A 26,543-nucleotide genomic window follows, 5' to 3' on the forward strand; every position below is an offset into this window, starting at 1 on the left:
TGGCCTGGTCCACTCTGTTGAGAGCACCGCCGCCAACGTTCATGAGCTGAACACAGCAGCTGAACGGCTTCATGGGGATGAACGCCTCATCTACGGCGATGCCGGCCACATCGGCATCGAGAAACGAAACGACTTCCAGAACTGCGAGGCTGAGTTCAGGATTGCCATGAAGCCCGGCCAGCGCAGAGTGCTTCCAGAGACACCAGAGGGCAGGCTTCTGGATCTGATTGAGATGGCGAAAGCCCACTTCCGCGCCAAAGTGGAGCATCCCTTTCGGATCATTAAATGTCAGTTTGGCTTCCGGAAGGTCTTCTACCGGGGCATCCGCAAGAACGACCTCAAACTGAAGTTGCTCTTTGCCTTGGCAAACCTCTGGATGGTACGGGAACGAATACCTGATCCAGCGTGATGCAAGGGATTGGTGTGTCTAAAGATCGATAATCATCCAGAAATCAAGCCAGAATGCATGGTGGAAATTACCTAAATGTCCGTTCAAGGACTGCTCTGAGCGAAAAGTGTGCAAAATCTGCTCAGCATCGTCTCATTTACTAGAATGAGACTAGGTTTTTTTGATTAAACCATCTTGATCAGAGCTTCCTTAAAGCTTCTCTCTGGAGTTGGTCATCCCCAACTCCGCCGTTACGGCATAATCCTGCTTGCCGCCGGAGCCGGCTTGCTGCCCTTGATGGCCGGCTCAGCCCATGCGGCCCTCACCAAGATGCCCACCGATGGTGCCGACACCCTGCTGATGCTGATGGGATCGGCCCTTGTGCTGCTCATGACTCCGGGGCTTGCGTTCTTCTACGGGGGGTTCACCCGCGCCAAGAACGTTCTCAACACGATGATGATGAGCTTCTTCCTGATGGGGCTCATCGGAGTGCTCTGGGTCGTGATCGGCTACAGCCTCTCGTTCGGCACCGGCTTCAAGAGCCCCTTCATCGGCGGCCTTGAGTTCATGTGGCTGAACGGAGTGGGCGGGCCGCTCGGTGATGCCCCATTGGCCGATGGGTTCGCGATCAGCGGTACATCCTTCGCCCTTTTCCAGGGAATGTTCGCGATCATCACGCCTGCCCTGATTTCTGGTGCCGTGGTTGAGCGGATCAACTTCAAGGCCTGGTTCTGGTTCTGCCTGCTCTGGAGCCTCCTCATCTATTGCCCCATGGCCCATATGGTTTGGGGCGGCGGTTATCTCGGCAGCTTTGGAATCGGCGCGATCGACTTTGCCGGCGGCACCGTCGTACACATCGCCTCCGGTGTGGCGGCTCTGGTGTCGGCGACCATCGTCGGGCCCCGCACCGGCTATCCAGAAAGCGTGCGTCCACCCCACAACGTGACCCACATCCTTCTAGGCGCGGGCCTGTTGTGGTTCGGCTGGTTCGGCTTCAACGGTGCCAGCTACTTTGCCGCCAAGGGAGCCGGCTTCTCGTTCCTCACCACCACCACCAGTGCCTCGGCCGGCATGCTCACCTGGTGCCTGATCGATTGGTTCAAGAATGGAAAACCCACTGCTGTTGGCGCCGCCAGTGGAGCCGTGGCTGGTCTTGTGGGCATCACCCCTGCCGCCGGTTTTGTCTACATGCCGCAGTCGATCCTGATCGGGGCGGTCACGGCGTCAGCCTGCTTTGTTGCCGTTCAGATCTCCGGCTTCGGCGGTTACGGCGGGACCAAAAAAACCATGCTGGATGAATCCCTCGACGCCTTCTCCGTGCACGGCGTGGGCGGTACAGTCGGCGCCCTGCTCACCGGAATCCTGGCTGCAAAGGAACTTGTTCCTGCCGACTACTTCCCCGTTTCAGCAGAGCTGCTGGCAACTGGTGGAAACTTCGCCCTGTTCGTGTCTCAGTTCAAGGCTGTCCTGATCACCTACGGTTTTGTAGGCCTTGGAACAGTCATCATTCTGAAGGGCCTGAGCGTCGTCATGCCCCTGCGTGTCACTCCTCAGGATGAAGAACGTGGACTCGACTACGTCGCCCATGGCGAAGATGCCTATGAACCCATGACCTCCTGAGGCCCTCTCCAATGCAGCAGATCACAGCAGTCGTCCGTCCTTCCAAGGTGGACGCCGTCAAGGAAGCTCTTATTGCTCTTGATGTGGTTGGCCTCACGCTCACAGACGTGCGGGGCTTCGGCCGCCAGAAAGGCCAAGTTGAGCGCTATCGCGGCAACGAGTTCAGGGTCGATTTCCTGCCCAAGGTGCGGCTCACCACCGTGGTTCCCGAAGACAAGGTGGAGGCCGCCATCGCCGCCATCAGTGAAGCGGCCCACACCGGAGAGATCGGTGACGGCAAGATCTTTGTCACCCCGGTGAGCATCGTTGTGCGGATCCGCACCGGCGAACGCGGCGAGGCGGCTCTTTGAGCGACGGCCCCCACCCCACCGGGCCGGGGGCTTTTCCATAGAGTTGCTGTCATCCGAGTCCTGCTGCCGTGGATACCCGTGCCTTCAAGCGCTCCCTGCACCACTCCGAGCGCTACAACCGCCGCGGCTTCGGTCTGGGCGAGCAGGTGGCGGTCAACCTCCAGGAGGCCTACCAGAGCGAGTTGATCGCCACCATCCGTGAAAACGGTTACGAGCTGCGCCATGGCCGGCTGACCGTGCGACTGGCCGAGGCCTTCGGCTTCTGCTGGGGCGTGGAGCGCGCCGTGGCCATGGCCTACGAAACCCGGCGGCACTACCCCAGTGAGCGGATCTGGATCACCAACGAAATCATCCACAACCCCTCGGTGAACGCGCATCTGCGCGACATGAACGTGCTGTTCATCCGCGTCGAGGAAGGGGTCAAGGATTTCTCCGAGGTGGGCGTCGGTGATGTGGTGATCCTGCCGGCCTTCGGCGCCACGGTCCAGGAGATGCAGCTGCTGAACGAGCGCGGCTGCCACATCGTTGACACCACTTGCCCCTGGGTGTCCAAGGTGTGGAACACCGTGGAGAAGCACAAGAAGCATGCCTTCAGCTCAATCATCCACGGCAAGGTGAAGCACGAGGAAACCCTCGCCACCAGCTCCTTCGCCGGCACCTACCTGGTGGTGCTGGGCCTGGCCGAAGCGCAGATGGTCTGCGATTACATCCTGGGGAAGGGCGACCGTGAGGCCTTCATCAGCCACTTCGCCAAGGCCTCCTCTCCCGGCTTCGACCCCGAGCGGGACCTGGCGCGCGTCGGCGTGGCCAACCAGACGACGATGCTCAAGAGCGAAACCGAGGAGATCGGCCGCATGTTCGAGCGCACCATGCTGCAGCGCTACGGCCCGGCCGAGCTCAACGATCACTTCCTGGCCTTCAACACCATCTGCGACGCCACCCAGGAGCGCCAGGACGCCATGTTCTCCCTGGTGGATGAACCGCTCGACCTGATGGTGGTCATCGGCGGCTACAACTCCTCGAACACCACGCACCTGCAGGAGATCGCCATCAGCCGCGGCATCCGCTCCTTCCACATCGACACCCCCGAGCGGATCGGGCCTGGCAACCGCATCGAGCACATGCCCCTGGGGGGCGATCTGGAGGTGGTGGCCCCGTTCCTGCCTGAAGGGCCCCTGCGGGTGGGCATCACCTCCGGCGCCTCCACTCCAGACCGGGTGGTGGAAGACGTGATCCGTCACCTGATGCAGCTCTGCGGCGACTGAGGCCCGTCGAGCCTCAGCTCCATCGCTGTCACAAGCGCAGAGATTCCCCCTGAAACCTGCAGTTACATTGAGCCCCCATCTCCCGCCATCCAGGGGCAGTCACTCGGGCCACCAGGAGATCGAACAGTTTTGAGCACCGCCCTGTCCCGCGACGCCTCGACGACCGTGGCCCTTCCCCAGGATCCGCCGTCTGCCCAGGGCTCACCGGCCGAGGCCCTGCCGCTGCGCCACAGCGACGATCAGCGGGTTCATCGTTACACCAGCACCTTCGCCGATGTGATGGAGATGCGGGCGCCGTCCCACGTGGTGGGCGACTACCTCGACCATCACGACGGCTGGTTCAGGCGCTGCGCGGCGCCGATGACGGTTCAGCCGCTCGGGCCCAACGGCTATGCCCTGACCCTGGGGCGATTCGGCAATTTCGGCTTCGAGGTGGAGCCCACCATCGGTCTCGAGCTCCTGCCCCAGAGCGAGGGCGTCTATCGCATTCTCACGGCGGCCCTGAGCAACCCCGATGCCAGCCTGCAGGAGATCTACGACGTCGAATTCAACGCCGCCCTGCAGCTGGAAGAGGGCCTGGGCGACCCCCTCACCCAGGTGCGGTGGGACCTGGACCTCTGCGTATGGATCCGGCTGCCGGCGGTGATCGGCCTGCTCCCCGACAAGCTGGTGCAATCCAGCGGAGACCACCTGCTGCGACAGATCGTGCGGCAGATCTCGCGCAAACTCACCTGGAAGGTCCAGGAAGATTTTCACGCCACCCACCAGCTGCCCTGCCCGCCGCGCCGGCGGGCCCCGTTCTGATCCAGGCGGTTCTGGGCTTGCCCATGACAAGACTCCGCTGAGCCGTGAGCAAAGGATCAGATCCCAGCGGATCAGGCTTCAGCGATTGGTCCAGATCTTGTTGACGATCTGCATGCCGGTGACCGCCTGCCAGAGGAAGAGGGTCATCAGGGTCATGTTCAGGCCCACGTGGACCTTGCGGGCGATCAGATTGCCCTTGAGCATCAGCGGCGAGAGGGAGGCCGCCACGGCGATCAGGCTGACCATGGCGATGCCCACCAGCAGGTGAGGCCCCACGAACAGCTTGCCGTTGTTGAGGTAGGTGACGGCCATGCCGCCGAAGCTGCCCAGCACCATCACCGCCAGCACGATCGAGCCGATCTGGAAGTGGCGCTGAGCGAACTTGCCCTTGATCAGCTCCTTGCGCTGCTCCGGCTCGGCGGTGCGGGTCTTCTTGGCCTTGATGCCCAGGCTGAGGGCATAGCCGGAGAGGGCCAGCAACACCCACATCAGCAGCGGGTGAAGGAAATTGAGGTTGAAGGCGAGGGCGTCGGGCATGGTCACGGGGTGAGGCCGTTGGAGGCGAAACTACTGCTCCACGCCCTCCCCGCGCCGTTCACCGCCCGCCGTGCTGCCGTTGAGGGCGTAGCGAGGGTCTTCAGTGCAGGAAGTGGCGCTGGCCGGTGCAGACCATCGCCAGACCGAGCTGATCGCAGGCTTCGATCGATTCCCCGTCGCGCACGCTGCCGCCAGGCTGAATCAGCGCGCTGATGCCGTACTCCGCCGCCAGCCGCACGGTGTCTCCGAAAGGGAAGAAGCCATCACTGGCCAGCACCGCCCCCTGGCCGGCCGCAGCGGCCGCCTCCAGGGCGAGGCGGGCGGAGCCCACCCGGTTCATCTGACCGGCGCCGATCCCCAGGCTGACTCCGCCTCTGGCCACCACGATCGCGTTGGAGCGCACATGGCGCACCAAGCGCCATGCAAAGCGCAGGTCGTCGAGCTCGGCGGAACTGGGCGGCCGCTGGCTGACCACCTGCCAGGCGTCTTCACGGACGGCCTGATCATCGAGGTCCTGGGCCAGCAGGCCACCGAGCACGGTGCGCAGCTGACGCCTTGGCGCCAGGGCCACCGCGGCGGCAGGCAGCTCCAGCAGGCGCAGATTGGCCTTGGTCCCCAGACGCGCCAGGGCCTCCTGGCTGAATCCAGGCGCCACGACGCACTCCAGGAACAGGCTGGTGAGCCGCTCGGCGCTGGCACCATCCACCATCCCGTTAAGGGCCACGATGCCGCCGAAGGCCGAGACCGAATCGGCCGCCAGAGCCCGCTGCAGAGCCTCGGCGATGCTGCCGCCCACCGCCACCCCGCAGGGGTTGGTGTGCTTGACCACCACGGCGGCCGGCTGCACTTCGCCGCCGAAGCCGAACTCGCACACGGTGGCCAGGGCGGCATCGAGATCCAGCAGATTGTTGAAGCTGAGCTCTTTGCCCTGCAGCTGACGGGCCCCGCCCAAGCCCGCCCCTGGCTCGCTGTACCAGCCAGCCTGCTGGTGGGGGTTCTCGCCATAGCGCAGGGTCTGGCGCAAGGGCAACTCCAGCCGCAGGGGGGGCTGCTGCGCAGCGGCAGGCGCCTGCGGCGCGACGGCTGGCTCCAGTTGCTGCGCCAGCCAGGCGCTGATGGCGCTGTCGTAGCTGGCGGTGTGGCGAAAGGCCTCCAGGGCGAGCTGGCGGCGCAGGGCGGCATCCAGCCGACCTTCGGCCAGCGCCGCAAGGAAGTCGGCGTACTGGCAAGGGTCGGTGAGCACCGCCACATCGGCGTGGTTCTTGGCGGCGGCACGCACCATCGCCGGGCCACCGATGTCGATTGTTTCCACCGCCTTCTCCCAGGACACGGCCGGATCCGCCACGGTTTCGCGGAAGGGATAGAGGTTCACCACCACCACATCGATGGGGGTGATCGCCTGGGCCTCCAGATCAGCTTGGTGGGCCGGATCGCCGCGGCGGGCCAGGATGCCGCCGTGGATGCGAGGGTGCAGGGTCTTGACCCGGCCACCGAGGATCTCCGGCGCTCCGGTGTGATCGGCCACACGGGTCACCGGCAGGCCGGCGGCGGCCAGGGTGGTCGCCGTGCCGCCACTGGAGAGCAGGCTGTAGCCATGGCGGTGGTGCAGCGCCGTGGCGAGTTCCACCACGCCCTGCTTGTCCGAAACACTGAGCAGCGCGGTGGGGGCCATGGACGGTCGTGACGGCGTGCTGGCCACAACTTACGCAGCGGCACCCCCCCAAGGGCCGCGATCGCGCAGCACCATGGCCCCAGCTCCGGCCCTGCTGCCGGCGCCCCCACCCGAGCGCGCCGTGCCCCCCACTCCCATGACGGATGACCTTCTGATTCGCGGACCAGCCGCCGCCCAGCAGCGGCTGGTGCTCCTGCATGGCTGGGGCGCCGATGCCGACGACCTGCTGGATCTGGGCGAAGAGCTGGCCGGGCGCTCCACGGGGGTGATCAGCCTGCGGGCACCGGAAGCCCATCCCCACGGAGTGGGTCGCCAGTGGTACGACCTGCAGCAGCCGGAGTGGCCAGGTCTGTTGGGCGCACGGCAGCAGCTGCGCCAGCGGCTGGAGGCCCTGGCGGAGAGCCTGCCCCTGCAGCAGACCATTGTTCTGGGCTTCTCCCAGGGGGCCGCCATGGCCCTCGATGTGGCGGCTGATCTACCGGTGGCCGCCGTGATCGCTTGCAGTGGCTATCCCCCCCCCGGCTGGAGCCCCCATGCCCCCCTGCCGCCGATCCTGCTCAGCCACGGCCGAGCGGATCCAGTGGTGCCCTACGCCGCCAGCGAAGAACTTCAACGGCTCTGGCGCAGCGCCGGCGGCGAGAGCCAGCTGCTGGGCTTCCCGGGGGGCCACACCATCGACCCGGCTCTGTTCCCGTCGATCCGCTCCTTCCTGCTGGAGCACTGGCCGCAGCCATCCCCATGAACAAACCCCCGCGGATCCTGGGATCCAGCGGGGGTTGTTGAGTCCGTGGGCCCGGGGGCTGGGCTCAGACGAAGGCGTATTCGTACTCTTCCATTTCCTCCCAGTCGTCGGAGCCGTTGGCTTCGAGGCCGGCGAAGATATTGTCTTCACCAACCTGATCAACGATCAGGCGCAGGGAAGGAAAGAGGAAATGGTTCTCCTCGGCGTACTGAGCGCTGAACAGGCCCTTTTCGCCCCAGAAGAAGCGATCGGTGGTGTGCTCGTTGCGACGGACGTTGAGCAGAGCAGGCGCCTCAAGGCCGGTTTCGGCGATGTAACGGCGAGCCGCGGTGACCGGCTTGTGTTCTCCAGTCTCCAGATTGTGGGTGGGCACGTGGGCGAGCACGCGCTGACCGGCGAGACGACGGCGACTGATCCGCTTGCGCTTCTTGGACATGAAACAACTCCCGAGGGGGAGATGGAGAGGGATGGGAAGGATGGGCCGGTCTCGCAGTGCGAGACAGATCGGCTTAGCGCCCCTTGGGGGAGCGCAGGCACGTCCAGACATCTGGCAACCGGGAGCGGAATTCCTTGGGCGGCTGCTGGCAGCTGCTCAAGAAATCACCAGAGAGGAAGCATCCTGGAGCGATCCCAGGGGAAAGCTCCGAACAGCAGAGAGAGACGGGCCTCTCACTGCTGTAGCCTCGTTTGCAAGAAAGTGCAACCGATGTGTTCGCTCCTGCACCTGGAGGCCCGCTCGCGGACCGCGAAGTAATGGTCGATACGTAAATCTTAAGGCAGTTTCCGAGATTTTCAGCACGGATCCAGGAATTTTTTTCGAAGGCTCTCCCGTTCAGCTCCAGATGCAGGTGTCACCGCGCTTCCTGACCCTGCTGCAGCTGCAGCTTGAGCAGTTCTCTGACCGCAGCGATCTCCGCTCCCTGGTGGTTTACCTGGCCATGCCCCGGGATGACGGCAAGCTGGCGCTGATGCCGGCTGGCCACTGGCCGCCCCAGCGCAGGGCACTTCCCGCCGTCGATGAAGACCAGAGCCTGCTGCTGCCCAGTGAGCAGCGCCGCTGGCTGCCCCTGCGCCACCAGAGCACCCTGCTGGGCGCCCTGCGGGTGGAGTTGGCCGGCAGCGCCTGGCCCGCCAACCTCCATCCACGGCTGCAGGCGGCGGCCCAGGCGCTGACCGAAGCCCTGCTGCTGGATCTGGAGCACCAGCGCCTGAGCGAGCAGCTGGAGCGGCAGCAGCAGCAGTTGCGCCTGCTGGTCCACCAGATGCGCAACCCCCTGGCCGCCCTGCGCACCTTTGCCCAGCTGCTCAAACGACGGCTCGAGGGCGATCCCGAGAACCGGGCCCTGGTGGAGAACCTGCTGGTGGAAGGGCAGCAGCTGCACCGCTACATCGAAGCGATCGACGGGCTCACGGATCCAACGGCGCTCCAGGCAGGCCCCCAGAGCGCAGGCCCCCTGCTGCTGCCACCATCCCTCCGGACCGGCGAGGCAACGCCGTTGCGGGAGCGGGTCGAACCTCTGCTGCAGCGCGCCGCCGCCACCGCCTCTTTGCAGGGGCGCCACTGGCAGGCCCCCGCCTCCCTGCCGGACTGGCGCGGCGACAGCGCTGTGGTGGCCGAGATTCTCGCCAACTTGCTGGAGAACGCCTTCCGCTACAGCCCCGAAGGAACCAGCGTTGGTCTGCACAGCGCCCTGGCCCCAGGCGGCTGCCCCAGGCTCACGGTCTGGGATGGGGGACTGGCGATCGCCGATCACGAGCACGAATCGATCTTCGGGCGGGGGATCCGTGGGGAAAGGGGTCAGGACCTGCCTGGCACGGGACTGGGGCTGGCCCTGGCCAGGGATCTGGCCCGCAGCCTGGGCGGTGAGCTGAGACTGCTCTGCCCCCCCAGCCGTGCCGCCAGCGATCTCCCCGATGCCGGCAACGCCTTTCTGCTGGAGCTGCCTCCCAGCACCTGAAGCGCAGCGCCTAGCCGGCCCCGGCGGCCAGGGCCGCCAGGGCCAGCAGCAGCAGCGTCAGCGACTCCACCCATTCCACGCAGGCGCCGTAGCTGTCGCCGCTGTGCCCCCCCAGGCGGCGGCCCAGAGCCAGCGGCAGCAACCAGGCCGGCAGCAGACCCAGCCAGCCCTGCCAGGGCCAGCCCATCGACGCCCCCACCAGGGAGAGCGGCAGCAGCAACAGCAGCGCGGGCCTGAGCTCCCGGCGAAGGCCGAGCCAGTGGCGCTGATGGAAGGCCGCTGTGCCGGCGGGGCGCAGATAGGCAAAGTGCTGGATGGCCAGCAACGGGGCGATGCGGCCCCACACCCCGGCCCAGACCAGGGCAAGGGCCAGCAGGGGTCCGAGATTCAGCTCCGCGAGGGTGAGCAGCGCCGCCGTCCGCAGCAGCAGCACCTGCAGCAGAGCGAGTACGCCGCTCGCCCCCACCCGGCTGTCCTCCATGGCCTCCAGGGCCCGATCGCCGGCCGCCAGACCATCGCCGGTGTCCATCACCCCATCGGCATGGATACCTCCCGTCAGCCAGAGGCCCAGGGCCAGCACCAGGGCCACGCGGGCCCCTGCCGGCAGCCAGGCTTCGGCCAGGCACCAGAGCAGTCCCTGCAGCAGTCCCTGCAGCAGTCCGATCCAGGGGGCGAAGCGGGCAATGCGCTCGAAGCGGGGCTGGGGCCGCGGCCAGGCGGGCAGCACCGTATAGAAGATCCAGGCCCCGGCCAGGTCCCGCAGCCAGGGGGGCGCCGCCGGGGGCCTCATCGGCCAGCCCCCGGGACGCGATCTAGGTTCAGTCCCGAACTGTTCCAGCCGCCGTGACCCGCTCCGCCGCAGCGGCTGATCCCTTCCTGTTCGAGACCACGGCCCACTGCCCCAGGACCCAGGCCCGCTGCGGTGTCTTTCACACACCCCACGGCAGCGTCGAAACACCCCGTTTCATGCCGGTGGGCACCCTCGGCACAGTGAAGGGGGTGACCCCGGCGCAGCTGGCGGCCACCGGCGCCCAGATGGTGCTCGCCAACACGTATCACCTGCACCTCCAGCCCGGGGAAGCCATCGTGGCGGAGGCCGGCGGGCTGCACCGCTTCATGGGCTGGGATGGGCCCCTCCTCACCGATTCGGGTGGGTTCCAGGTGTTCAGCCTCGGGGACATCAACGTGATCAGCGACGAGGGGGTGGTGTTCCGCTCGCCCCGCGACGGCTCGCGCATCAACCTCACACCGGAGCGGTCGATGCAGATCCAGATGGCGCTGGGGGCCGATGTGGCCATGGCCTTCGATCAATGTCCGCCCTATCCCGCCAGTGAAAACGACGTGGCCGAGGCCTGCCGCCGCACCCATGCCTGGCTGGAGCGCTGCGTCGCCAGCCACAATCGCCGCGACCAAGCCCTGTTCGGCATCGTCCAGGGGGGCACTTTCCCCCATCTGCGCGAGCAGGCGGCACGGACGGTGAGCGCCATGGACCTGCCCGGCATCGCCATCGGCGGCGTGAGCGTTGGCGAGCCGGTGGAGTCGATGCACCAGATCGTGCGCCAGCTGGCGCCGCTGCTGCCCCGGGATCGCCCCCGCTACCTGATGGGGGTGGGCAGCCTGCGGGAGATGGCGATCGCCGTGGCCCAGGGCATCGACCTCTTCGACTGCGTGCTGCCGACCCGCCTCGGACGCCACGGCACCGCCCTGGTGGGGGGCGAGCGCTGGAACCTGCGCAATGCCCGGTTCCGCCACGACCACAGCCCACTGGATTCCAGCTGCGCCTGTCCGGCCTGCACCGGCCACAGCCGGGCCTATCTGCACCACCTGTTCCGCAGCGGCGAACTGCTGGGCCGGATCCTGCTCAGCCTGCACAACCTCACCCAGCTGATGCGCTTCAGCGCAGCCATGGCCACGTCCATCCGCGAGGGCTGTTTTGCAGAGGATTTCACTCCCTGGGAGCCCGACTCCAGGGCCGCTCACACGTGGTAGCGTCCAGCCCATATCACGATTTCGACGTTCAGGGATGGTCTTCTCCACACTGATCACCGCCACCACCCTGGCCCAGCTTCCCGAGGCCTACCAGGCCTTTGGTCCCCTGGTCGACATCCTGCCGATCATCCCCCTGTTCTTCCTGCTGCTGGCCTTCGTCTGGCAGGCCTCCGTCGGCTTCCGCTGACCTTCAACCGCCCCGCAGCACCGCCCAGGCAAACGCCGGCAGGGCCAGCATCCGCCGCCAGCGGCTCGGTTCCTGGATCAGCCGGTACAACCATTCAATCTGCAGGGCTCCCATCCAGCTGGGGGCCCTTTTTTTGGTTCCGGCCCAGACATCGAAGCTGCCGCCCACCCCCATCCAGAGGCCGGGCTGGCCCCGATGCAGGCGCTGGATCCAGATCTCCTGGCGGGGGACCCCCAGGGCCGCCAGCACCAGATCCGGCTGGCTGGCCTGCAGGCTGGTCTCCAGCCCCGACCAGGCTTCGGCGGGCTGATAGCCGTGCACTGTGGCGATGAGATCCAGGCCCGGCAGACGCAGCAGCAGCCGCTCCTTCAGGCGCTCCATCACCTCAGGAGACGCCCCCACCAAAGCCACCCGCCAGCCGCGCTCGGCGGCCTCCACCAGCAACCGATCGGCCAGCTCGATGCCCGGGCTGCGCCGCACCCGGTGCCCCTGCCGCCCCAGGGCCCAGACCACCCCGGCCCCATCGGGGATCACCAGCTCGGCGGCGCGGATCACATCCCCGAGGGCCGGATCCTCGAGGGCCGCCATCGTCATCTCGGCGTTGAGGGTGACGATCTGGCCACCACCGCGGCCGTGCAGCGCCAGGGCGGCCTCGGCCACATCAGCGCAGACATCGATCGGCAGCCCCAGCACCTTCGAGCGCAGGCCAGCGGGAACCTGAGTTTCCGTCACCATCACGGCCAGGTCCCTTCGAACCGCAGGGGAGAATCCAGCAGAGTACCCATCTGCGGCGCAGATCCCTCCATCAACCTCGCTGCCAGGCCGACCATGACGAGCGAGTGGACCAGCGACGGCGGACTGGAGCCGCCCCTGCAGGAGCAGCTGGGTCCGCGCCAACTCAGCGATGAGGAGGCCCGCGAGCTGTTGCGCCACCTCGACGACCAGATCGAGCGGGTGGTGCTGGCCCGCCAGCATCCGATCACCGGCCTGCTGCCCGCCAGCACCGCCAACACCGTGCACGGCAATTACGGCGATGCCTGGGTGCGCGACTGCGTCTACTCGATCCAGTGCGTCTGGGGGCTGGCCCAGGCCCACCGCCGCCTCCATGGCCCCTGCACCCGCAGCCATGAGCTGAACCAGCGGGTGCTGCAGCTGATGCGCGGGCTGCTCACCGCCATGCTGCGCCAGTCGGCGAAGGTGGAGCGCTTCAAGCGCAGCCTCGATCGCCTCGATGCCATCCACGCCAAGTTCGACACCGGCACGGGCCATCCGGTGGTCTCCGACGACGGCTGGGGGCATCTGCAGCTCGATGCCACGGCCCTCTATCTGCTGCAGCTGGCCCAGCTGACCAGGGCCGGGCTGGTGGTGGTGCAGAGCAGCCACGAGCGGGATTTCCTCCAAAACCTGGTGTATTACGTGGCGCGGGCCTACCGGATCGCCGATTACGGCATCTGGGAGCGGGGTGACAAGGGCAACCACGGCGAGCCGGAGCGCAACGCCAGCTCGATCGGTCTGGTCAAGGCGGCCCTGGAGGCCCTCGAAGGCCTCGACCTCTACGGCCCCCACGGCGATGGCAGCTGCTGCCTGCACATCCCCCATCCGGCGATCGTGCGGCTGCGCCGGGCCCTGCAGGCCCTGCTGCCGCGGGAATCAGCCAGCAAGGAGGTGGACAGCGCCTGCCTCTCGGTGATCGGCTACCCCGCCTGGGCGGTCGAAGACCCCGAGCTGGTGGAGCGCACCCGCCGCAAGATCCGCCGCGACCTCGGTGGCGCCTACGGCTACAAGCGCTTTCGCCGCGACGGCCACCAGACCCTGGTGGAAGACCACGAACGGTTGCACTACCAGCCGGAGGAACTGGCCCAGTTCGAGGGCATCGAGTGCGAGTGGCCCCTGTTCTTCGCCTACGAGCTGGTCACGGCCTGCTGTGAGGAGCGCTGGGGTGAGGCCTGGCACTGGCGACGGCGGCTGGAGGCGGTGAGCGTGGACGTGGATGGCGTGCCCGAGCTGCCCGAGCTCTACCTGGTGCCGGCCGAGGCGATCGAGGCGGAGCGGCTCCACCCCGGCACCCAGGAGCGCGTTGCCAATGAGAACGTGCCGCTGCTCTGGACCCAGAGCCTCACCTGGCTGGGTGACCTGCTGCTCCACGGTTTGCTGACACCGGAGGACATCGATCCCAGCCACAGGCGCCTGCCGGCTCCGCTGGGGGCCGAGCGGGTGCTGGTGGCCCTGGTGCCTGAGAATGAGTCCATCGCCGCGGCGCTGGAGCAGGCCGGCCTGCCGGTGACTCATTCCCAGGGTTCGGTGCGGGTGGCCAGCTCCAGGGAGCTGGGCCGACGCATGGCCTCGGTGGGTGCCAACAGCAGGCTCGGCCTCAGTGGCTATCCGCCGGTGCGGATGGAAACCATGGCCACGGCACTTCTCTACCGCAGCCCCGCCGGCAAGGGCGACGCCGGCAGCGACGAGATGATGGCCTTCCTGCCCTCAGTGCTTGAGGAGGGCACCTTCTACCTGGCGGACGACCCCGAACAGCTGGCGGACACGGTGGCCAGCGAACTGCGGCTGCTGCAGCGGCAGTGGCGCGGCGATGGCCTGCCCCTGCTGCTGATCCCCCTGGCCGCCAGCCCCTTTCAGCGCGATCCCGCCGCCCTGATCCGCCTGGGGGACTCCCTGCGCAGCGGCCTGGTGGAGGGGGTGCCGGTGCAGCTCGATCGCCTGGAGGGATTGATCGATCAGGTCTGCTGGGAGGAGCTGCCGCCCCTGCTGGAGCAGCCGCCGGCCAGGCGCAGCCAGTCGGCGGCCCCGATGCTGCGCAGCAGCACCAGCCAGCAGCCGCTGACGATCCAGCAGGAGCAGGAACTGGAGGACATCACCATCCCCGGCCTGGCGGATCTGCTCTGGCGCAGCACCTCGCTGCCGGAGCAGGCGGAGGTGCTTGAGCAGCTGGTGCAGCGGCTGGGGCAGAGCGCGATCCTGCAGGGCCCAGCCAGCGCCGGACCGCTGAAGCTGCAGGCGCTGGTGGAGGAGATCTACCGGCGGGGCCTGGCGGAGGGCGACTGGAACGTGGTGCGGCGCTGCGCCGGTCTGATGCAGCTGGTGCATCCCCAGCTGGAGGATGCCCTCACCGACATCCTGGTGCGTCAGAAGCAGGTGGTGGTGGGTCGGAACTACACCCATGACTCCTTGATCAGCCAGCCCCAGGGCAGCGCGATGATCGGCGCCATGATCCGCCACTTCAGCGGCGACGACGGCCGCGAGTGGATGCTGCAGCAGGAACTGCTGCTGGCCCTCGACGGCCTGGGCCGCTCGGAGCCGGAGCTGCTCAGCGGCAGCCTGACGATCCAGCTGGGGCAGCTGCTGCTGCTGCTCACCGGCGAGCTGGCAGCCGAGCGGGATCTCACCGCCGACGACGCCTTCGAAGCGCTCTGCGATCTGCCGCCCCACGCCATCCGCCGCCGGCTGCGCACGGTGCTGGCGGATGTGGAGCACGCCCGCGAGGCCCTGCGCCGCAAGGAGCAGCTCCACCTGAGCGGGCGGGTGCTCTGGGAGGTGCCCGATCCCCTCGACGACCTGCCCCTGGGCAAGGGCTGCGGCTGGATGCAGCACCGCCAGCGCCTGGGCGCCCTGCAGCGGGTACCGCGCGATTTCTACGCCGGCATCTGGGATCTGCTGCACCACTGCCGCGGCCTGGTGATCGGCGACAAGCTGGAACGCCGCAACCGCCTGGTGAGCGAGCCCCTGCTCTCGGAGAAGACCCCTGGCGAGCGCAACTTCGCCGCCCTGGTGGAGCACCTGCTCAACAAGATCGAGGCGCCGGAATACCGCCAGCTCTGCACCGAGACCCTGCTCTCGCTGGTGGTGTTCGTGGGTGCCAACACCCAGGTGCGCTTCGACGACTACCTGGCCCTTGATGTGGTGATCGGCCACGCGGTGCGGGTGGGCTGGCAGCAGACCCATCCGGAGCTGGCTGGGAAGGACTATGCCCAGCAGAAATCAGCCGCCTGGGATCTCTTCTATGCCTCGTCTCCGGCCTGCTGCCGCCGCTGGCAGATCCTTGCCCTCCGCGACCTCACCGAGGTCGCGGAGGGGGCCGCCGTCGTTGCTCAGATCGGAGCGTCGAGGGCCATGCAGAGCGAGGGCTGATCCACCGCCAGCTCGATCAGGTTGGCGAGCATCAGCGCCCTGGAGGCCTGCTGGCCATCGACAGCCGGCACCTCCCGGCCACGCAGACAGAGCAGGAAGTGCTCCAGCTCGGCATAGAGCGGCTCGATCGAGGTGGTGCTTACTTCCTCGATGAAGCCATCATTGCGATAGAGCAACTCGCCGTGGTCGGCCGAGACCCACTCATGGGCGCGGCGGTGGATGTGCAGCCGGCGGTTGAGGAAATCGGTTTCCACCAGACTGGCGCGGCAATGGGCGCTGAGGCTGCGGATCTTGCGGTGGGCCATCTTGCTGGCCGTGAGGCTGGCCACCACCCCGTTGCTAAAGCCAAGGGTGGCATTGACGTAGTCGATCGGGCCCTCGGAACTGCGCCCACCCGCCGCCGCCAGCCGCACCACCTGGGAGCCGGCCAGCTCGAGCACCAGATCGATGTCGTGGATCATCAGATCAAGCACCACCGAGACATCGTTGGCGCGATCGGCATGGGGGCTGTGACGGCGTGCCTCCAGCACCACCACTTCTTCGTTGGCCACCACCTTGAGCAGTTCGCGGAAGGCGGGGTTGAAGCGCTCGATGTGGCCCACCTGAAGCTGGCGACCCGCCAGTTCCGCCGCCCCGATCAGGGCGCTGGCCTCCTCCTGGCTGGCGGCGATCGGCTTCTCGATCAGCACATGCAGACCGGCCTGGAGGCAGGCCATGCCCACCCGATGGTGCAGCAGGGTGGGCACGGCGATGCAGACCGCCTCGACCTGAGGCAGCAGGTCGTCGAAGTTCTCGAACCAGCGGCAGCCGAACTGCTCAATGGCCAGCTGGCCGCGGCGTTGATCGGGATCGGCCACTCCCACCAGCTCGGCGTCCCGCAACAGGCTCAGGACCCTGGCGTGGTGCCACCCCATGTTGCCGATGCCGATGACCCCCACCTTGACCGGGGTGATGGGATCGCTGCTCATCGTCGCACCAGCACACCCGCCAACGTGATCTCCAAGCGTTCCAGTACAGGCATTATCAATGATCATCCGCTCCGGTTGCGTCAGCGCTGCTGAGTCGTTGCCTCAGTCGGAGGCGCGGCGAGTGATCTGAACCCGCTCGATGCGGGGGCCGTCCATGGCGCTGATCTCGAACTGGTGTCCCTTCCAGCGCAGGCTCTCCCCGGGGGCCGGGATGTGTTGCAGCCGCTCCAGCATGAAGCCAGCCAGGGTGTGGTGGCCGTCGGCCTCCGGCAGGGCGAGGTCAAGCTGGCGGTTGAGCTCGAAGATCTCCAGATCGCCCGCCACCAGCCAGGTGTCGTCCTGAAGGCGCTGCAGGTTCTGGCGGATCGTGATCAGATCATCCTCATCGCCGACGATCTCGCTGGTGAGGTCGGCCACCGTCACCAGGCCCTCGGTGCCGCCGTGTTCATCCACCACCACCAGCAGGGGCTGACCGCTGCGGATCAGCGGCAGCAGCACCGCCAGGGACACCGTTTCCTGTACCCGTGCCACCGGGGTGATGAAGGGGGCCAGGAGCGTGTCGCCCTGCAGCTGCCCCTGGGCAATCGGTTCGGCCAGGCGACGCAGATCGAGCACACCGCGCACGTCATCAAGCGACTGACCGATGACGGGGAAACGGGCGTGGGCGGTGGCATGTACGGCCTCCATCATCTCAGCGAAAGTGACCTCCAGGGGGAGGGTGACCATGCCGGAGCGGGGCACCATCACCTCCCGCACCTGGGTGTCTCGCAGGGAGAACACCCCTTCGAGAATGCTGCGCTCATCCGGCAGCAGACCGGTGACGCTGTTGGATTCGATCAGGGTTTCCAGCTCGCCGGCGGAGAGGGCGGGCACCAGCTCATCCCAGTTGCGCGGCAGACCCAGCAGGCGCAGCAGACCATTGGCGAACCGCTCCACCAGAATCAACAACGGCCAGAGCGTACGGATCACCCACTCCAGCAACGGCGCCAGCTGCAGGGCCGAGCTCTCCGGCCGGTGCATCACCCAGGCTTTGGGGGCCACACCGCCGATCACGGTGGCCAGCCCCACCAGGCCCAGGAACACCACCACATCCAACCAGAGGCGCTCAGCCCCGGGATCGAGCCGCACCGCCAGACCACGGCCAGCCCAGCCGAGGGCCACCATCGCCAGGGCCACCCCCAGCTGGGTGGCCACCAGAACCCGGCGCAGGCGCTGCTGCAGCCGCTCCACCGAGAGGGCACCGCCGTGACCGTCGGCGGCAAGCACCTTGACCCGGCTGGGCCGCAGGTGAATCAGGGCGAACTCGCTGGCGGCGAAGAAGGCCAGCAGCGCCAGCAGGGCCAGCAGCAGAACGAGCAGGCGCATGGGAAGGAGAGCAGCGAGCAGGTTGAGGTTCACTCCACGGTGACGCTCTTGGCCAGATTGCGGGGCTGATCCACATCAAGGCCGCGGTGGGCGGCGATGTGATACGAGAGAAGTTGCATCGGAATCACCGTCAACAGGGGGCTGAGCAGCTCATCCACCTCCGGCACCGGCAGAAGCACATCGAAGATCTCGGTGTCGGGGCCGCGCGGGGCCACACCGATCAGCCGGGCATCGCGGGCCTTGGCCTCCTGGGCGTTGGAGAGCACCTTGTCGAAGACGCTGCCGGGCACCGCGATCGACACCACCGGCACCCTCGCATCCAGCAGGGCGATCGGGCCGTGCTTCATCTCACCGGCCGGGTAGCCCTCGGCGTGGATGTAACTGATCTCCTTGAGCTTCAGGGCCCCTTCGAGGGCGATCGGGAAGTTGATGCCACGGCCCAGGAAGATCACATCCTGGGTGTCGGCGAACTGGTGGGCCAGCTCGGCGCAGAGCAGATCCTGCTCTTCCAGCAGCACCTGCAGCTGGGCGGGCAGGGCCCTCAGCCCGGCCACCAGCTGAAGCAGCTGGGCCGGGGAGCAGCTGGAGCGGCGCTCGGCGAAGGAGAGGGCGAGGCCGTAGAAGGCCAGCAGCTGGCCGAGGAAAGTCTTGGTGGCGGCCACACCCACCTCGATGCCGGCGCCGATGTCGAGCAGGTGGGGCACCAGCCGGCCCAGGGAGCTCTCGGGCCGGTTGGTGATGCCCAGCAACCTGGGGGCGAAGGCCGGATCGGCAATCAGCTCCCGGCGCTTCTGCTCCATCTGCAGCGCCGCCAGGGTGTCGGCGGTCTCACCCGACTGGGTGACGCCGATGGTGAGGGTGTGGGGTACCAGCGGCGGCGGCGCGTAGCGGAATTCGCTGGCGTAGTGCACCGCGGTGGGCAGTCCCGCCAGTTGCTCCAGCAGGTAGGCCCCCACCTGGGCCGCATGGCGACTGGTGCCGCAGGCGAGGATCTGAATCCGCTCCACCCCGTCGAAGAGCTGATCCGGCAGCGGCAGGGCCACCAGCGACGGGGTGCCGGGCACTCCCAGCGATTCAGTGGGCAGATGGCGGGCCACCCACAGCGCCGCCGTTTCCGGCTGCTCGTGGATCTCCTTGTGCATGAAATGGCGGAAGCTGCGCTTGTCCGCCACGTGCTCGGTGCCCTTCAGCAGACTGGGGGCGCGCGTCACCCGCTCCGCCGTTGGCCCGTAGAGCTCGATGCCCAGCGGAGTGAGCAGGGCCGTTTCGCCGTCTTCGAGCGGAAGGATGGTGCGGGTGAACCCCGCCAGGGCGGGGGTGTCGCTGGCGCAGAGGAATTCCCCCTCCCCCAGACCGATCACCAGCGGCGCCTGACGGCGGGCCACCACCACCGCACCGGGGGCGGCGGCCCAGACCACAGCCAGGGCATAGGCCCCATGCAGCTGGGGCAGAACCCGCTGCACGGCTTCGAGCAGCAGCTGGGGGGAGGGCTGGTGGCCCGAGCGCTGCAGCACAGCCAGCGTCCGGGCCACCAGGTGGGGGATCACCTCGGTGTCGGTGTCGGAGCGGAAATGAACCCCCTCAGCCTGCAGCGACTCCCTGAGCAGGCGGTGGTTTTCGATGATGCCGTTCTGAACCACCGCCAGGCTGCCGCTGCCATCGAGATGGGGGTGGGCATTGCGCTCCTCCGGCTTGCCGTGGGTGGCCCAGCGGGTGTGGCCGATGCCGCAGTGGCCCAGGGCCCCCTGGGCCTCGTAGCGGGCGGTGAGGTTGACGAGCTTGCCTTCGGCCCGCAACAGGGCGAGTCGCCCGGCTGAGTGGCCACTGCCAGGCTCGGGCGCTTCGACGGTGGCGATGCCGGCGGAGTCGTAGCCGCGGTATTCGAGCTGGCGCAGGCCCTCCAGCAGCAGGGGGGCCGCCTCACGGGAGCCGATGACCGCAACGATGCCGCACATGGCTGAAGGGCCGGACTTTGGCTGTTTCTAAAGGATCAGCCCCCGCGCGCCCAGTGCGCTGGACAGGAACGGGGTGCAGGCATGAAAAAAGCCCGACAAAGCCGGGCCGAGGTGCACAGAGCGGATGAAGGCCTCAGTAGGCCAGACCCATGCTCCGGCTGGTTTCATCTCCTAAATAGACGCGGATGCTGAGGAAGTCGGTGGGGCAAGCGGTTTCGCAGCGCTTGCAACCGACACAGTCTTCGGTGCGGGGCGATGAGGCGATCTGGCCAGCTTTGCAGCCGTCCCAGGGAACCATCTCGAGGACGTCGAGAGGGCAGGCACGGACGCACTGAGTGCAGCCGATGCAGGTGTCGTAGATCTTGACTGAATGGGACATGCCCGGCCAGAGAGCGAACGGCGTCTGGTCAAAGTACTCAACCAGTTCGGAAGCCCAGGGTCAGGGGCCCGAGGCCGTCATCCTTTTTCATACGGGCCAGGGAGCCGTTCAGGGCGACCCGTAGGATGCGGCCTCCCACACACCGGCCATGTCACAGGAAGCGATCTTCGAGAAAGTCCGTTCGATCGTTGCCGAGCAGCTCAGCGTCGATGCCGCTGAAGTGAAGCCAGAGTCGAACTTCCAGAATGATCTGGGCGCCGACTCGCTCGACACGGTGGAACTGGTCATGGCCCTGGAAGAGGCCTTCGACATCGAGATTCCCGACGAGTCGGCCGAAGGCATCACCACCGTCGGTGACGCCGTCAAGTACATCCTGGACAAGCAGGCCTGAGGGTGTCGATGGTGGAGGGTCTCCGCCGTGTCGTGGTCACGGGCCTCGGCGCGGTCACACCGATCGGCAACGACGTTTCCCAGTACTGGGACGGCTTGCGGCTCGGCTCCAATGGGGTGGCAGCGATCACCCTGTTTGATGCCTCACGGCATGCCTGTCGTTTTGCGGCCGAGGTGAAGAACTTCGATCCCAGTGGTGTGTTGGATCGCAAGGAGACCAAACGCTGGGACCGCTTCTGCCAGTTCGGCGTGGTGGCCTCCAAGCAGGCGGTGGAGCAGGCGCAGCTCGTGATCGACGAGAGCACCCAGCACCGCATCGGTGTGGCGATCGGCTCGGGCGTGGGCGGCCTGCTGATGATGGAGACCCAGGCCCATGTGCTCGCCGACCGGGGACCTGATCGGGTCAGCCCGTTCTGCGTGCCGATGATGATTCCGAACATGGCGGCCGGGCTGACCGCGATCGCTCTGGGGGCCAAGGGTCCCAGCAGCGCTGTCTCCACGGCCTGTGCGGCTGGATCCAACGCCATCGGCGATGCCTTCCGCCTGATTCAGCTGGGCCTGGCCGACGCGATGGTGTGTGGCGGAGCTGAATCGGCGATCACGCCCTTGGGGGTGGCCGGCTTCGCCAGTGCCAAGGCGCTCTCCTTCCGCAATGACGACCCCGCCACGGCCAGCCGTCCCTTCGACGCCGAGCGCAACGGCTTCGTAATCGGCGAGGGCTCCGGGATCCTGGTGCTCGAAAGCCTCGAAAACGCCCGCGCCCGGGGAGTGGAGATCCTCGCCGAGGTGGTGGGCTACGGCATGACCTGCGACGCCCACCACATCACTTCGCCCACGCCGGGGGGCCTCGGTGGCGCCGAAGCGATGCGCCTGGCCATGGCCGATGCGCGGCTGGAGCCCGAGCAGGTGGATTACGTCAATGCCCACGGCACCAGCACCCAGGCCAACGACAGCAACGAGACCGCGGCGATCAAGGCGGCCCTCGGCGAGCACGCCTATCGCATCCCCGTCAGTTCGACCAAGTCGATGACCGGCCACCTGCTGGGCGGAAGTGGCGGCATCGAGGCGGTGGCTGCGGTGTTGGCGATAGGCCACAACCTGGTACCACCTACGATCAACTATCAAAATCCAGATCCGGCCTGTGATCTGGATGTCGTGCCCAATCAGGCGCGGGAACAGAACCTGAACGTCGTGCTCTCCAATTCGTTCGGATTTGGCGGCCACAACGTCTGCCTTGCCTTCCGTCGGATGCGCTGAAGGCCTGGCCACGCCAGTCATCCGCCGCCCGGAACGCCCACTCCCCTCCTCACACCTCCCCCCAACCATGGTCGCCGCCCCCACAGTGGACACCCTGTCCGTCGACAACCTCTGCGTCAACAGCATTCGCTTCCTGGCGATCGACGCGATCAACAAGTCCAACTCGGGGCATCCAGGCCTGCCGATGGGCGCGGCGCCGATGGCCTACGCGCTCTGGAACAACCACCTGCGCCACAACCCGGCCAACCCCAAGTGGTTCAACCGCGACCGCTTTGTGCTCTCGGCCGGCCATGGCTGCATGCTGCTCTACGCGCTGCTGCACCTGAGCGGCTACGACAGTGTCTCGATCGAGGACATCAAGCAGTTCCGCCAGTGGGGCTCCAAGACCCCCGGCCACCCCGAAACCTTTGAAACCCCCGGGGTTGAAGTCACCACCGGACCTCTAGGTCAGGGCATCTCCAACGCCGTTGGTCTGGCGATCGCCGAAGCCCACCTGGCCGCAAAGTTCAACCGCCCGGGCGCCCCGCTGGTCGATCACCACACCTACGTGATCATGGGCGACGGCTGCCACCAGGAGGGCATCTCCAGTGAAGCCGCCTCTCTCGCCGGCCACCTGGGCCTGGGCAAGCTGATCGCCCTCTACGACGACAACCACATCACGATCGACGGCAACACCAAGGTGTCGTTCACCGAGGATGTGCTCAAGCGTTATGAGGCCTACGGCTGGCACGTGCAGCACGTGGCCGAAGGCAACACCGACATCGAAGCGATCAGCAAGGCGATCGAAGCGGCCAAGGCCGTCACCGACAAGCCCAGCCTGATCAAGGTGACCACCACGATCGGCTACGGCTCCCCCAACAAGGCCGACACCGCCGGAGTGCACGGCGCCGCCCTGGGCGCTGAGGAGGCCGATCTGACCCGCAAGTCACTGGGCTGGACCTACGGTCCTTTCGAGGTTCCTGAGCAGGCCTACGACCAGTGGCGCCAGGCCCGCGAGCGCGGCGCGGCCCTGGAAGCCGAGTGGGACAACACCCTGACGGCCTACCGCAGCGAGTACCCGGCCGAAGCCGCCGAATTCGAGCGCATGCTGCGCGGTGAACTGCCCCAGGGCTGGGGCAGGAATCTGCCTCGCTTCACCCCCGAAGACAAGGGTCTGGCCACCCGCCAGTACTCCTACAACGTGCTCAACGCGATCGGCCCCGACCTGCCCGAGCTGATCGGCGGCTCCGCCGACCTCACCCACTCCAACCTCACCGACATCAAGGGGGAAGGCAGCTTCCAGAAGGGCAGCGAAGCCAACCGCTACCTGCACTTCGGTGTGCGCGAGCACGCCATGGCGGCGATTCTCAACGGCATCGCTTATCACGACAGCGGCCTGATCCCCTACGGCGGCACCTTCCTGGTGTTCGCCGGCTACATGGTGGGCGCCATGCGCCTCTCGGCCCTCAGTGAGCTGGGTGTGATCTACGTGCTCACCCACGATTCGATCGGCCTCGGCGAAGACGGTCCCACCCACCAGCCGGTGGAAACCCTGGCCTCGCTGCGCTCAATCCCCAATCTGCTGGTGATCCGCCCCGGCGATGGCAACGAAACCAGTGGCGCCTACCAGGTGGCGGTGACCAACCGCAAACGACCCACGGTGCTCGCCCTCAGCCGCCAAGCGATGGTCAACCAGCCGAACTCGGCCCCCGAGCATGTGGCCAAAGGTGGCTACATCCTGGAGGACAGCGACGGCAGCCCCGAGTTGATCCTGATCGGCTCCGGCACCGAACTGGACCTCTGCGTGAAGGCGGCAGCCCAGCTGCGCGGCGAAGGCCGCAACGTGCGGGTGGTGTCGATGCCCTGCGTGGAGCTGTTTGAGGAGCAGGACGCCGGGTACCGCGAGTCAGTGCTGCCGGCTGCGGTGCGCAAGCGTCTGGTCGTGGAAGCGTCCGGCTCCTTCGGTTGGCACAAGTACGTCGGCCTCGACGGTGACACCGTTTCGATCGACCGCTTCGGTGCCTCCGCCCCTGGCCCCACCTGCCTGGAGAAGTTCGGCTTCACCGTGGAGAATGTGGTCGCCAAGGCCAAGGCGCTCTGAGCCGCTCAGCCTCCACAATCCAGGCACCGGCTTCAATGACTGCACCCGAGCGCCTGTCCATCGTTCTGCCGACGTACAACGAACGGCAGAACGTCGGCAGGATCCTGGAGGAACTGCTGCCGCTGAAGCAACACTTCGATCTTGAAGTGCTGTTCGTGGACGACGACTCGGCCGATGGCACAGCCGATCTGGTCAAGCAGCTGGCCCACGGTCAGGCTGGGGTGCGCCTGATCCGTCGGGTGGGGCGTGCCGGCCTGGCCAGCGCCATCAAGGAGGGCATCCTCGATGCCACCGGCGATGTGATTGTGGTGATGGACTGCGACGGCCAGCACGAACCGGCGGCAGTGGAAGCGGCGGTGGAAGCCCTGCTCAGCAGCGGCAGCGATCTGGTGGTGGGCAGCCGTTTCCATCCTGACGCCGCCATCCATGGGCTGAGTGAGAAGCGCACACGCAATTCCACCTGGGCCAACACGATCGCCCGCTACAGCCTGCCGGGCTACCGCCGCCTCACCGATTACATGAGCGGCTTTTTTGCCCTGAGGCCGGAGGCCGTGCTTCGCCATGTGCGGCGGGTAGATGTGAACGGATTCAAGTTTCTCTACGAGCTGCTCTCGATCAGCCGCGGATCGCTGCGGGTCAGTGAGATCCCCCTGCGCTTCCAGGCCCGGGTGGCCGGTGATTCCAAGCTGGATCTGGCGATCGTCTGGGACCTGGGGGTCTCGATCCTGCACACATTGCTGCTGCGCGCGATCCCCCGCCGCGCCATCAGTTTTGCACTGGTGGGCCTGAGCGGAGTGGCGGTGCAGATGCTGGTGGTGCAGGCGTTGATGAGCACGGATGGGCTGGCCTTCAAGCAAGCGCTGCCGATTGCGGTGGTGGTGGCCGCCAGCACCAACTACCTGATCAACAACGCCCTCACCTTCCGCTTCCAGCGCCAGCAGGGAACAGCCCTGCTGAAGGGACTGCTCAAGTTCCTGCTGGTGGCCTCCCTGCCGGTGCTGGCCAATGTGGGCGTGGCCTCCACCTTCTACAACCTGGTGTCCCGCAACACGTTCCTGGCCCAACTGGCCGGCATTTTGGTGGTGTTTGTTTGGAACTATGCGGCCTCCTCGCGGTTCGTGTGGAACACGCCCTAAGCAGCGGATCCCACCACCGCTCCATCCTTACGACCCAGGATTGGCACGCCATCACGGTGCGTGAGGATCACTGAGCTGACCACTCCATCGGGCGCAGGACCAATGGCCGAACTCCTCGCCTGGCAACCAAAGCGTTGGCAGCCCTCGCCATTCTTGTGGTGTCATGGCTGGTGTGACGCATGACACGGCAGGCTTGAATCCGCTGTGTTGGCGTAAATGCCTGGGGACCTTTCCGGAGGTCGTGATGAATAGAAGTAACAAATAGATTTCCAATTCCCATCATTCCCTTCCTACGCTAGTAGTTGGCATCCGATCAGGACGACGTGTCTGGCTCCTGCTTTTACCAGATCGGCAGCAGCGGCCCTCCGAAGCGCGTCGGGACGGCCAGGGCTGCTGTGGCGGCAGCGGAGGAGTGTGGTTTCGCCTGGTTGCACTACAACGAGGCCACCAGGGTGGAGCTCGAGGAGCTGGTGGGGTTGCTCGGCCTGCATCACCTTTCGATCGAGGATTGCTTTGATGAAAATCAGATTCCCAAGATCGAAGATTTTCCGAATAATACATTTATTCTCTTTAACACGTTTGAGTATGGCAATGGTGCCCTGGAGGTGGGTGAAATCAATTTGTTCATCGGTGAGAAGTTCCTGGTCAGCATCAGTCACTTCAGCGCAGGCCGGCGGCCCTTTCTAGAGGGAATTCAACGCCTAGTCGAGAAGAGCTTTGAGGGGGCGGTGGAGCGGCAAGGGCCTTCCCAGGTCATGCACCTGATTCTGAATGATGTTGTGGATCAGAAGTTTGTTGCCATTGAGGCGCTCGAGGACGAGTTGGACGATGTGGAAGGGGCCCTGATCTCGGACCCAGCGAGCTTCAAGCCGGCCGAATTGATTCGGTTTAGGCGGTATCTGCTAAGGCTTCGCAAGAGCCTCTTTCACGAACGCGAGATCCTCGGGAGGATATGCCGCAGGGATTGTCCGTTCATCTCAGAGCAGTCAATCTATCATTATCGCGACATCTACGATCATCTTGTCAGATTTTTCGAGCTGACTGAATCCTATCGAGATATCGTTACCAGCTTGATGGAAATGTATCTTTCAATGTTAAATAATGAAATGGCTAAAGCGGCCAATGAAACAAATATTACCGTCAGGCGGTTGACATTGATCACCACGATCTTTATGCCGTTGACGCTGCTTGCCGGCATCGGGGGGATGTCCGAATGGTCGATGATCACAGGCCCCAAGAACTGGAGGGTGTCCTATCCGGCGTTCATGCTCGTCATGATCATCATCGCCTTCGCCAGTTACTACGTCCTCAGCAGGCTGGACCGGAAGCGAACCGGTTCGAGGCGAAGCAGGCCTCTTTGA

General features: G+C 66.2%; 24 protein-coding genes. 15 read left to right on the top strand and 9 right to left on the bottom strand.

The features are described from left to right. The 5 genes from KBY67_RS02760 to KBY67_RS02780 form a co-directional block, all read left to right on the top strand. Positions 1-409 (top strand): transposase (locus KBY67_RS02760; protein WP_255108487.1); only part of this gene is annotated, 409 nt, incomplete at its 5' end. A 276-nt stretch (positions 410-685) separates the two neighbouring features. Further along, positions 686-2,008 (top strand): ammonium transporter, encoded by a 1,323-nt coding sequence (locus tag KBY67_RS02765; RefSeq protein WP_255108489.1) that lies wholly within the window; start codon positions 686-688, stop codon positions 2,006-2,008. Positions 2,009-2,019: 11 nt separating this feature from the next. Continuing rightward, a complete protein-coding gene (locus KBY67_RS02770) occupies positions 2,020-2,358 on the top strand; it encodes a P-II family nitrogen regulator (RefSeq protein ID WP_255108491.1) in 339 nt (112 codons plus the stop codon). Positions 2,359-2,426: 68 nt separating this feature from the next. Further along, positions 2,427-3,623 carry a 4-hydroxy-3-methylbut-2-enyl diphosphate reductase gene (locus KBY67_RS02775; RefSeq protein WP_255108493.1) on the top strand — a complete coding sequence of 399 codons (1,197 nt, stop codon included), beginning with the start codon at positions 2,427-2,429 and terminating at the stop codon, positions 3,621-3,623. Positions 3,624-3,788: 165 nt separating this feature from the next. Continuing rightward, entirely contained in the window at positions 3,789-4,427 is a 639-nt protein-coding gene (locus KBY67_RS02780; RefSeq protein WP_255108674.1) for a DUF1997 domain-containing protein, read from the top strand. A gap of 78 nt (positions 4,428-4,505) precedes the next feature. Here KBY67_RS02780 and KBY67_RS02785 read toward each other — a convergent pair whose 3' ends face one another. After that, on the bottom strand, positions 4,506-4,964 hold the full coding sequence (locus tag KBY67_RS02785; protein ID WP_255108495.1) for a DUF4079 domain-containing protein: 459 nt from the start codon (positions 4,962-4,964) through the stop codon (positions 4,506-4,508). A 100-nt stretch (positions 4,965-5,064) separates the two neighbouring features. Next, positions 5,065-6,636 carry a bifunctional phosphoribosylaminoimidazolecarboxamide formyltransferase/IMP cyclohydrolase gene (gene purH / locus KBY67_RS02790; protein WP_255108497.1) on the bottom strand — a complete coding sequence of 524 codons (1,572 nt, stop codon included), beginning with the start codon at positions 6,634-6,636 and terminating at the stop codon, positions 5,065-5,067. A 73-nt stretch (positions 6,637-6,709) separates the two neighbouring features. On the opposite strand from purH, the gene KBY67_RS02795 reads away from it, so the two are divergent. Then, entirely contained in the window at positions 6,710-7,378 is a 669-nt protein-coding gene (locus KBY67_RS02795; RefSeq protein WP_315855543.1) for a dienelactone hydrolase family protein, read from the top strand. Positions 7,379-7,442: 64 nt separating this feature from the next. Here the strand turns inward: KBY67_RS02795 and KBY67_RS02800 are convergent, their stop codons facing one another. Continuing rightward, a complete protein-coding gene (locus KBY67_RS02800) occupies positions 7,443-7,814 on the bottom strand; it encodes a DUF3155 domain-containing protein (RefSeq protein WP_255108499.1) in 372 nt (123 codons plus the stop codon). A 406-nt stretch (positions 7,815-8,220) separates the two neighbouring features. Between KBY67_RS02800 and KBY67_RS02805 the strand changes: the two genes are divergently transcribed. Next, positions 8,221-9,336, top strand: a complete 1,116-nt coding sequence (locus KBY67_RS02805) for a sensor histidine kinase KdpD (protein ID WP_255108501.1) — start codon at positions 8,221-8,223, stop codon at positions 9,334-9,336. 10 nt (positions 9,337-9,346) lie between these two features. On the opposite strand, the gene cobS is transcribed toward KBY67_RS02805, so the two are convergent. Further along, complete coding sequence (gene cobS, locus KBY67_RS02810) at positions 9,347-10,126, bottom strand: adenosylcobinamide-GDP ribazoletransferase (RefSeq protein WP_255108503.1); 780 nt, start codon at positions 10,124-10,126, stop codon at positions 9,347-9,349. Positions 10,127-10,179: 53 nt separating this feature from the next. Here cobS and tgt point away from each other — a divergent pair, with 53 nt between their 5' ends. Both tgt and KBY67_RS02820 read left to right on the top strand, forming a co-directional pair. Beyond that, the gene (tgt, locus tag KBY67_RS02815) at positions 10,180-11,325 is read left to right on the top strand and encodes a tRNA guanosine(34) transglycosylase Tgt (RefSeq protein WP_255108505.1); all 1,146 of its coding nucleotides are present in this window, start codon (positions 10,180-10,182) and stop codon (positions 11,323-11,325) included. 34 nt (positions 11,326-11,359) lie between these two features. Then, complete coding sequence (locus KBY67_RS02820) at positions 11,360-11,512, top strand: photosystem II reaction center protein K (protein WP_006172455.1); 153 nt, start codon at positions 11,360-11,362, stop codon at positions 11,510-11,512. A gap of 3 nt (positions 11,513-11,515) precedes the next feature. On the opposite strand, the gene KBY67_RS02825 is transcribed toward KBY67_RS02820, so the two are convergent. Next, complete coding sequence (locus KBY67_RS02825; protein ID WP_255108509.1) at positions 11,516-12,247, bottom strand: WecB/TagA/CpsF family glycosyltransferase; 732 nt, start codon at positions 12,245-12,247, stop codon at positions 11,516-11,518. 93 nt (positions 12,248-12,340) lie between these two features. Between KBY67_RS02825 and KBY67_RS02830 the strand changes: the two genes are divergently transcribed. Beyond that, positions 12,341-15,652: a glycoside hydrolase family 15 protein gene (locus KBY67_RS02830; protein WP_255108511.1), complete on the top strand. Its 3,312-nt coding sequence runs from the start codon at positions 12,341-12,343 to the stop codon at positions 15,650-15,652. Here KBY67_RS02830 and KBY67_RS02835 read toward each other — a convergent pair. The 4 genes from KBY67_RS02835 to psaC form a co-directional block, all read right to left on the bottom strand. Beyond that, positions 15,613-16,620, bottom strand: a complete 1,008-nt coding sequence (locus tag KBY67_RS02835; RefSeq protein WP_255108513.1) for a Gfo/Idh/MocA family protein — start codon at positions 16,618-16,620, stop codon at positions 15,613-15,615. The two genes, KBY67_RS02830 and KBY67_RS02835, sit on opposite strands and share 40 nt — an antisense overlap. A 102-nt stretch (positions 16,621-16,722) precedes the next feature. Beyond that, positions 16,723-17,985, bottom strand: a complete 1,263-nt coding sequence (locus KBY67_RS02840) for a hemolysin family protein (RefSeq protein WP_255108515.1) — start codon at positions 17,983-17,985, stop codon at positions 16,723-16,725. Between the two features lie 29 nt (positions 17,986-18,014). Beyond that, entirely contained in the window at positions 18,015-19,940 is a 1,926-nt protein-coding gene (glmS, locus tag KBY67_RS02845; protein ID WP_255108517.1) for a glutamine--fructose-6-phosphate transaminase (isomerizing), read from the bottom strand. Positions 19,941-20,073: 133 nt separating this feature from the next. Beyond that, positions 20,074-20,319: a photosystem I iron-sulfur center protein PsaC gene (psaC, locus tag KBY67_RS02850; protein ID WP_006172463.1), complete on the bottom strand. Its 246-nt coding sequence runs from the start codon at positions 20,317-20,319 to the stop codon at positions 20,074-20,076. Positions 20,320-20,467: 148 nt separating this feature from the next. Between psaC and acpP the strand changes: the two genes are divergently transcribed. The 5 genes from acpP to KBY67_RS02875 all read left to right on the top strand — a co-directional run bounded on the left by acpP (position 20,468) and on the right by KBY67_RS02875 (position 26,543). Next, the gene (gene acpP, locus KBY67_RS02855; protein WP_006172464.1) at positions 20,468-20,710 is read left to right on the top strand and encodes an acyl carrier protein; all 243 of its coding nucleotides are present in this window, start codon (positions 20,468-20,470) and stop codon (positions 20,708-20,710) included. Between the two features lie 8 nt (positions 20,711-20,718). Then, the gene (gene fabF, locus KBY67_RS02860) at positions 20,719-21,966 is read left to right on the top strand and encodes a beta-ketoacyl-ACP synthase II (protein ID WP_255108519.1); all 1,248 of its coding nucleotides are present in this window, start codon (positions 20,719-20,721) and stop codon (positions 21,964-21,966) included. Positions 21,967-22,033: 67 nt separating this feature from the next. Beyond that, positions 22,034-24,046 carry a transketolase gene (gene tkt / locus KBY67_RS02865; RefSeq protein ID WP_255108521.1) on the top strand — a complete coding sequence of 671 codons (2,013 nt, stop codon included), beginning with the start codon at positions 22,034-22,036 and terminating at the stop codon, positions 24,044-24,046. A 35-nt stretch (positions 24,047-24,081) separates the two neighbouring features. After that, a complete protein-coding gene (locus KBY67_RS02870; protein ID WP_255108523.1) occupies positions 24,082-25,182 on the top strand; it encodes a glycosyltransferase family 2 protein in 1,101 nt (366 codons plus the stop codon). A 302-nt stretch (positions 25,183-25,484) separates the two neighbouring features. Then, entirely contained in the window at positions 25,485-26,543 is a 1,059-nt protein-coding gene (locus KBY67_RS02875) for a magnesium transporter CorA family protein (protein ID WP_255108525.1), read from the top strand.

Source organism: Synechococcus sp. RedBA-s (assembly GCF_024345495.1).
GTDB lineage: Bacteria > Cyanobacteriota > Cyanobacteriia > PCC-6307 > Cyanobiaceae > Regnicoccus_A.